1 protein-coding gene is annotated in these 1,354 nt (G+C 50.2%); it reads right to left on the bottom strand.

Going from position 1 to position 1,354, the window contains the following annotated elements; genetic code table 11:
* Nucleotides 1–49: 49 nt before the first annotated feature.
* On the bottom strand, nt 50–1,276 hold the full coding sequence (locus J3482_RS20060; protein WP_206923068.1) for an IS256 family transposase: 1,227 nt from the start codon (nt 1,274–1,276) through the stop codon (nt 50–52).
* Nucleotides 1,277–1,354 lie beyond the last annotated feature (78 nt).

The following is a 1,354-nucleotide window of genomic DNA, read 5'->3' as shown; positions in this document are numbered from 1 at the left end:
GGTAGTGTCCCGTCAAGTGGTGTAAATTGAGTGCAACCCCTAGTGTTAGCTATTTATGCAAAACTGACGTTGGAGCTAGTAACTGCTGTTCATCAGTGCCAATGAGTTTTGCCATAGACTCTCGGCTGAAGTAGCGCCTTGCAACTATCCATTCATCGTTCTGCTCTTGGAGAATCGATCCTCCAAGGCGCAATACAGACTCTCGGTTGGGGAATATGCCAACCACATCAAAGCGCCGCCTTAGTTCACGATTTAAGCGCTCAAGTGGGTTTGTCGAGCAAATCTGCTTCCAGTGCTCCTTCGGGAATCCCATGTATGCTAATACGTCTTCCTCTGCACGTTCCAGAACACCCATCGCTTTTGGAAACTTTCCTTGAAGTTGTTTCACAACGACAGATAATTGCTGTTTGGCGGCTTCCTGCGTCGGCTGCGCAAAGATGGTCCGGACAATGGATGAGACCATCGCTTGTGACGCTCTAGGCACCTGGCTGAGAATATTGCGCATTGTGTGGACACGACAGCGCTGCCAGGTCGCTCCAGTCAGCGCAGAAGCAATGGCACTACGCAGTCCTTCGTGCGCGTCGCTAATTACTAACTGTACGCCACGCAATCCACGTGCAATCAGACTGCGGATGAATGTGAGCCAAAACGCGCCGTCCTCGCTGGTGCCAATGTCAAATCCCAATACTTCACGCTCACCGGTGTTTCGCACACCAATGGCAATCACAAACGCCATGCTCTGCACCCGTCCGCCTTCTCGCACTTTCGGGAAAGTGGCATCTAGCCAAAGATATGGATACGTCCCCTCCAGCGGGCGGTTTTTGAAGTCCTGCACTACATCGTCGAGTTCTTTACAGATTCGAGACACTTCGCTTTTGCTGATTCCTTGAATCCCCATAGATTCGACCAACTCATCCACTTTACGAGTGCTCACACCATGCACATACGCTTCTTGAACAACGGACAGAAGGGCTTTTTCAGCCTTCCGCCGAGGTTCTAGGATACTTGGGAAGTAACTCCCTTTACGAAGCTTGGGAATCTGCAAATCGATCGTTCCGACACGAGTATCCCATTCTCGTTCTCTATACCCATTACGGCTGTTGCTACGCTTCTCACTACGCTCATATCGCTCAGCGCCAATCAGGGAGCTCACCTCAGCCTCCATCACTGCTTGGGTGAGAACCCTCAGCCCTTCTTTCAAGAAATCCACATCACCATCTTCTAATCCGATCTTGCGAATTAACTCCAAAAGTGCGATCTTATCCGTATAAGCCATCGAAGTGCCTCCTCTACTGATTGCTGCACACTTTTAGTAGATTGCACTCGATGGCTTTTTCGTCAAGATTCAGCCTCC

It is taken from the genome of Alicyclobacillus suci (assembly GCF_017329615.1).
In the GTDB taxonomy this organism is placed as follows: domain Bacteria; phylum Bacillota; class Bacilli; order Alicyclobacillales; family Alicyclobacillaceae; genus Alicyclobacillus; species Alicyclobacillus suci.
The sequence above is the reverse complement of the archived record's forward strand: the minus strand, read 5'-3'. Positions and strand labels throughout refer to the sequence as shown.

What these genes read in the sequence shown, in the direction of transcription:
- J3482_RS20060 (WP_206923068.1), bottom strand. Translation starts at nt 1,276, where the DNA reads ATGGCTTATACGGATAAGATCGCACTTTTGGAGTTAATTCGCAAGATC.